The 6,143-nt window shown below is 32.8% G+C and carries 4 protein-coding genes; 3 read left to right on the top strand and 1 reads right to left on the bottom strand.

The annotated features are described in order from the left end of the window. Nucleotides 1-10 precede the first annotated feature (10 nt). Nucleotides 11-400 (bottom strand): hypothetical protein, encoded by a 390-nt coding sequence (locus tag ACIFO6_RS07335; protein WP_430039512.1) that lies wholly within the window; start codon nt 398-400, stop codon nt 11-13. 747 nt (nt 401-1,147) lie between these two features. Here ACIFO6_RS07335 and ACIFO6_RS07330 point away from each other — a divergent pair. Genes ACIFO6_RS07330 through ACIFO6_RS07320 form a run of 3 tightly spaced genes read left to right on the top strand, consistent with a single transcriptional unit; the run spans nt 1,148 to nt 5,991 of the window. Then, entirely contained in the window at nt 1,148-2,650 is a 1,503-nt protein-coding gene (locus tag ACIFO6_RS07330; RefSeq protein ID WP_430039510.1) for a hypothetical protein, read from the top strand. Then, entirely contained in the window at nt 2,647-3,177 is a 531-nt protein-coding gene (locus tag ACIFO6_RS07325) for a hypothetical protein (protein WP_430039508.1), read from the top strand. The genes ACIFO6_RS07330 and ACIFO6_RS07325 overlap by 4 nt, the downstream gene beginning before the upstream one ends. Before the next feature lie 18 nt (nt 3,178-3,195). After that, complete coding sequence (locus ACIFO6_RS07320; protein ID WP_430039505.1) at nt 3,196-5,991, top strand: AAA family ATPase; 2,796 nt, start codon at nt 3,196-3,198, stop codon at nt 5,989-5,991. Nucleotides 5,992-6,143: the final 152 nt, after the last annotated feature.

The raw sequence follows: 6,143 nt of genomic DNA, 5'->3' as shown, positions 1-6,143 counted from the left end.
TTAGTTCAACTTATATAGATACAATACTTTCGATCAGCCCCGTATAGGTGAGCTTGGGATTTTGAAAGGAACGTTTATTCCGCTTGATATCCAGTTCATAGGTATGAGATATAGCTTCAAAGGTCAAATAATGAACCCCATGAACGACCTTCTCCTCGACATCCAAGGCAATGCCTCGAAAAAGGGGCTGTCGATTGCCATTTTTGTCTGTAACAAAAGCTTTGACCTGAGTTTCTTCATCCGAAGCACGTACATACAGCTCGCGCTTTTTCTCCGAGATGATGCCTGTACAGATCATTCGGGCATGATCATTGACTGTTTTTAAGATTTTGAGTTCATGAAGGCGAACGAATTCATAAGGCATGATTTCGATATGACCGTAAGTCACGATGTTTTCCATAGGTGTCTCCTTTCCTTAATCCAGCATATGTATTTATCGGTTAAAAGAGAGATTTAGTTTACAGAATGGCCCATTCATTGAGAGATTTACTATGTGTATTTTTGGAAGCAGGTGATATGGGAGGGAAATGTAGAGTAGAAAAAAGCATATAATAGGTGATAAGAAGGAGTATATCCTTTCCATTGTCTCGACACATGTGGAGTGCGTGGTAGTAATATATCGAGATGAGAAGCATTGATGTACGAGGGTTTAAGAACAACTTGAATATGTTCCTGCATTCAAAAAAACGCTTTAGGGTTGAGTGTGGGAACATATATTTTTTTCGTTCATAGGCATATGAGAAACGAATCGATACATAGAAATCCTTTGTTTTCAACACTTTGCGGGTTTTATGACATTTACGAAGGATGGCGAGGATTTCAAAAATAAGGTGTTGAAGGACAAAATCGAGGTTTCGGTCGTGCTGAACCTTGGTTTTGACGTCGAGTGTGTAGACATGTCATTGGATAGTGAGTCAGAGAGTAATAAATTCATTTATAGGAATTTTTGATGAGAGCGTCCTTGGATAGCTCTCTTTTTTAGTTCAAAATTATAGGAGTGAATTTTGGAGAAAATGGGTCTATTAGAAGGATTTATTAGTCTTGAAGTCGAAAAAAGTAATAGGATTCAGAAAAGGTAATTGAGTAATTTGGAAATTATAATGTATTTTTGACTTTGAGGTTAGAAATAAAGAAGGTGGGGCTTGAAATGAAATCTACTGACGTTAAACACTCCATAGCAGGATTCTACTTTCAACTTCTTATAGCCTGCTATGAATTAGTAAATGTTTATGAATATGAAGATGCTTACGTAGGTGTAGAATGTGATGCAGATGTAAGAGTGAACTACGGTAATGATAAATTTATTGAGGCTAAATTTTACAGTGATGATTCCTTTACTCGTGGTCAAGAAGCTATAACCCATACTATATATAATTTTTATCATACATATAAAAGAACAAAAACTAGCGGTACATTTCAAATAAAAACGAATGTGCCTTTTGCTACTTCTGATTTAACTTTTTTTAGCAATTGGAATAAAAAACAGTTTGACATCCCGAGCGAATACATTAATTATGTGAAGGACTGTTTGGTTTACGAATATGTCGAGAAAAAAGAGGGTAAAGCAGCTTTTGAAGCGTTTAAAATTTCCTATAAAAAGTCTAATCCCCGTCTTAAAAGGCCTCAATTTAAACGTGCCTTAATTGATCATCTACATCTATATCCTGATGATTACAAGAATTACTTAACTGGAGATGTGCTTATAAGCGATGAGGAAATTTTAGAATTTGTTAAGTTAGTTGCCTTTGATACTCCCAGAAAAAAAGTTGACAAATTTAATAGTATTATGGTTCTTAAAGAGAAGACGGAATATCATTTGTCAGTCCATTTTCCTGGATTGAGTGGATTTGAATATGAAAATATTAGATTTCTTATCATGAATGCTTTTTTAGATACGACAGTTGATACAACTTCATTCGTTTTAAAGACAAGTTCTATTAATCAAATCGTAGCAAATCATACTGAATCTATCCAGGAACTGTTTAACAAAGATATTTTGGCTAGCTCGATTAAAGATATTGAAATCGAATTAATTAAGTATGAGCAGCTTCTAAAGAGAAGGGGACATTCTGACAGTTTAGAGCGTATTTTAAAAGTAATAGGTGCATGTACAGAACAGTGGGTTTACGGAATGAAAGAGTATGGAGTAACCCAGATGAACAGCCGATATCTAATGGGATCTTCTCCGTCATATGCGCTTAACATACTGGAGTTATTTAAAGCAATGGGAGAAATATATTCATTGTCGGAAAAAGACCTAGGAAATATAGAGCTATTTGATCTTGAAGGTATCAATAATATTTCGTTTTCTAAATATAAAGGATTTTCTTTAAAAACTACACCTCATGCTAGTGATAAGCAAGATGAGCAATTGTTAATAACTGCTTTTATTGAACATACTCTAAAAGATCAACATCTTCTGAAGGCTATCGGTGATGAAACCATAATTTTTGATGCTGATTGCAAAATATGTGATCCAGAAAGACTAAATATAGAGGACATCGTTATGGATATCTCAAAACCCTATGGAACTATTTTGAACCAGGAGTTTTATCGCTCTTTTCAATACAAATGTATACGATGTGTAAGATTATTAACACACGATGCTGATTGTCCTTTTACTAAAAGTTTCAAGGAAGGGCGGATATGATGGATAATATAATGAATGAATTAGGAATAACGGATTTTCTTCTTTATGAGGAGATACCTTCCTGCAGAATCTGCAATCTTGATAAAGATAAAATATTAGTTATTTGCTTGATAGACGAGCTTGCTCAAATTGATGACATTGCTAAAAAAATACCAAGTCTAAGAAATAAAATAATGATGCAAATGAATAACCCAAAGAATATTGAAGTTGTCGAAACTAAGATACCCATCTCCAAATTTTTGTGGGATATGTATATAGTAGCTCTTCATCAATATAAGGATGAGAAGAATAGCTTCAAACCTGTAGAAATAGCTAAATATGAACGTGATAGATTTATAGCCAGAAAAATAATTATTCAGTTTGAGCATATGGAGGAATTAAAAAGGAAGTTTGTTGAGCTATTATATCCGGAACAAATTCTGGATAGCTTCTCATTTTTAGAAAATCCAGAGAGCGAAGAGATAGATTTTGAGGAAATAAAAGTATTACTTCAGAATATTGAAAAAGTAGTAAACAAGGGGGAGTGAATGGTGTACCTTTCACAAGTGAAGATAAAAAATTTTCGTGGCTATGGTGAGAACGAAAGTTCGCCAGATCATTGCTTTGTTTACGATGAGTTGGACTCCCCCTTGGTCATATTTCATGGATATAATGGGTTTGGAAAAACATCTTTTTTTGAAGCAGTTGAATGGTGCTTGACAGATAATGTATATCGTTTGGAAAAGTTTTACCAAGAAAAAACTTATCAGGCCCATGAATTAAAGCGAAGTCATTATTTAAAGTTCTACCATCCTAAGTATGGAAATATTGAACGTAGAGAGATATTCGTTGAATTACTATTTACTAATGGGTTACGTATTGTCCGAAAAAGCACTAACAATGTACTTCGTACTACAGAAAGAGACACAAGTTATTCATCTAAAGTATATATGGGGATAAGTGAGTTGGTTGAAGTAACTAATGAAGTAGTGTTGCACCAGTTTATTTTAAAAACGAAGGATAAAGAAGCTTTTTTTCATACTCATATGTTAGGACAAGAAAGTATAAGTGATTTTTTAAGAAATAATTCACCAGCGAAACGAAGAGATATTTTTATGCATCTTTTACAGGAAGAAGAACTTAACAATGCTTACCAGTCCCTCAGTAAATATCAAGCAAAAAACAATTCACTAACAAATAAATATAATGAGTTGAATAAAAATACCGAAAATTTTCAGAATTTCCAAATGGGAATAACAGATTTTATAAGAAAGTTAAATTTTGAAGATATGGCTCACTATATAAGAACGATCAATGAAGATTACAATAAAATTAAATTTATTTTATCAGGTAGTGATATTAAAGATTTAGAGTATGATTTTTCATTGTTAATGATGGAACCAAACATAGGCCTTAACAATTGCATTAAATATTTGCAGACAGTAAGTGTAGAACATCAAAAAATTAATCTATTCCGTAACAATATGAATTCAAAATATGAAGATTTATTACGTCTTAGTAAGCGATTTGAAACAGCCTCTTTATTGGAAGAGGCTAAAAAACATCTACAAAAATCAGAGGCAGCTAATCGTATAAAACGAGAAAACACCAACTTATTAAAGGAACAAACCGAAGAAATAAATCGACAAATAACTACAGTTGAAACAGGTGTAGAATCCGTTCAGAGTAAAAAAGAGACCCTTGCAGGCTATAAGAATGTATTCTCTTTGTTGGCAGGATTTATTTCCAATATTGATGTTGATACTCAGTTTTGGAATGAATGGAATAAAGAGGAGAATAGATGGGATAAGTTTATTCTTAATTTTAAACCGGAACTAGAAATGAATCTGAAAAGCTCAGAAATTGAGGATATAAACAAGGAATGGTTTCGCCAAGTTGAAGAGCGAACAACAAATTTGCAGAGAACAAAAAAACAATTAAAAGATAACTTAGAGTTGATAATATCTCAGAAGGATTCCGTTTCTCAATTAAATAAACAATATCAAGAAGCTTTAAATCACGTTAAAAAGATGATTAATGAAAATTTTCTAAGCACTGATAAGTGTCCAGTTTGTTTGAATGAAAACTTTTCAAATTCTAAGTACACTACTTTAGAGGGTTGGGAAGATAGTCTTACAACAGCTGAGAAGCTTATTCTAATAATTGATTCAACTTTTTCCGCAGGTAACGAACAAATTGCTCTTTTAACTAGTAGAGAAAAAGAGGTTAACGATAATATTCGTGCACTTGACAATCAATTTTATAAAGACGTAACTGAACCATTGCGTTTGCAATTGGAGAAAATATTGAGTAAATTTAAAGAGCAATATGATTATGTGGAAAACCAACTTAATAAGGATTTAAATGCCCATTCTGAATTAAAAAATTCTTTGATCTTGAAAAAGAATGATATTAAAATAAAAATAGATAGGATTCAGGAGTCCTTAATTAGTCTTTTTGGGAATGAAGTGGAGCTTGAAGAACTTGAAGCATCTTCACTTGATGAGTTTATTTCTAAATCTGAAGAATGGTTTACTCTAAACTTAAGTTTACTTGGTTTTTCTAGTAATCCGACATTTAATGAAATAGAAAGTGAACTTACTATGCTCAGAAATCAATATCTTAATGGCAAAGAACATGCCATAGTGAATAGTACTATAGAGTCTATCAAAAGTAAATTTGTTGTTATTGATAACCTTATTGATTCTATGAAAGAAATCTTAAATAAGAAGCTTCCAGATGAATATGAAGCTGTAGTGATTCGATATGAGAAATTGGAAGAAGTAATTAAAAAATATAATGATGAAAAGCAGCAGATTGATTATTATCGGACCGAGGTAAATAAATGGCACGGGAAATTACTTGGAAAGCAAAGACAAATTGTTAAAGAAAGGTTAGAGCATCATCCTATTATTAGCTGGGTTTATGAAACAATCAATCCTCATCCATTCCACAAAAAGTTGCACATTACAAACACAGAGCGAGGAACTAACTTTATAGGTGAAACACAACTTGAAGATAAGATTGATCTCTATCTTGATCAAATATTTAGTGCTGCCCAATTAAATATTCTGGCATTAAGTATCTTTCTTGGGTTAGGCCTCACTCAACGATATAGTCAACTTCAACAACTGTTTATGGATGATCCTATACAGAGTATGGATGATGTTAATATTCTTGCTTTTATTGATGTGTTACGAGCCATAATGGACTCTAGATATAGTAGTAAACACATAGTTGTTTCAACACACGATGAAGATTTCGCTCAGTTGCTTTCTATAAAAATGAGAAACAGAAAAATGGTGCAGTACAGAATTGTTGGATACACAGAAGAGGGGCCTCAAATTGAAAAGATGCAGTAGACTCTTATACTGTCTTTGCTATTTAAATTTTGTCAGGTTTGATAGGCATAGGTAAGTTACAGTCTGCTATATAAGTTGAACTAAAGAAAAAAATGACTAGAACCTGACACAGAGACGGTCAATGATCGTCAAAGGTACTTTCATAATCTCTT

Origin of the sequence: Paenibacillus sp. NRS-1781 (assembly GCF_050467745.1) — a bacterium.
GTDB lineage: Bacteria > Bacillota > Bacilli > Paenibacillales > Paenibacillaceae > Paenibacillus > Paenibacillus terrae_A.
This window is presented reverse-complemented; position numbering and strand designations above follow the sequence as displayed.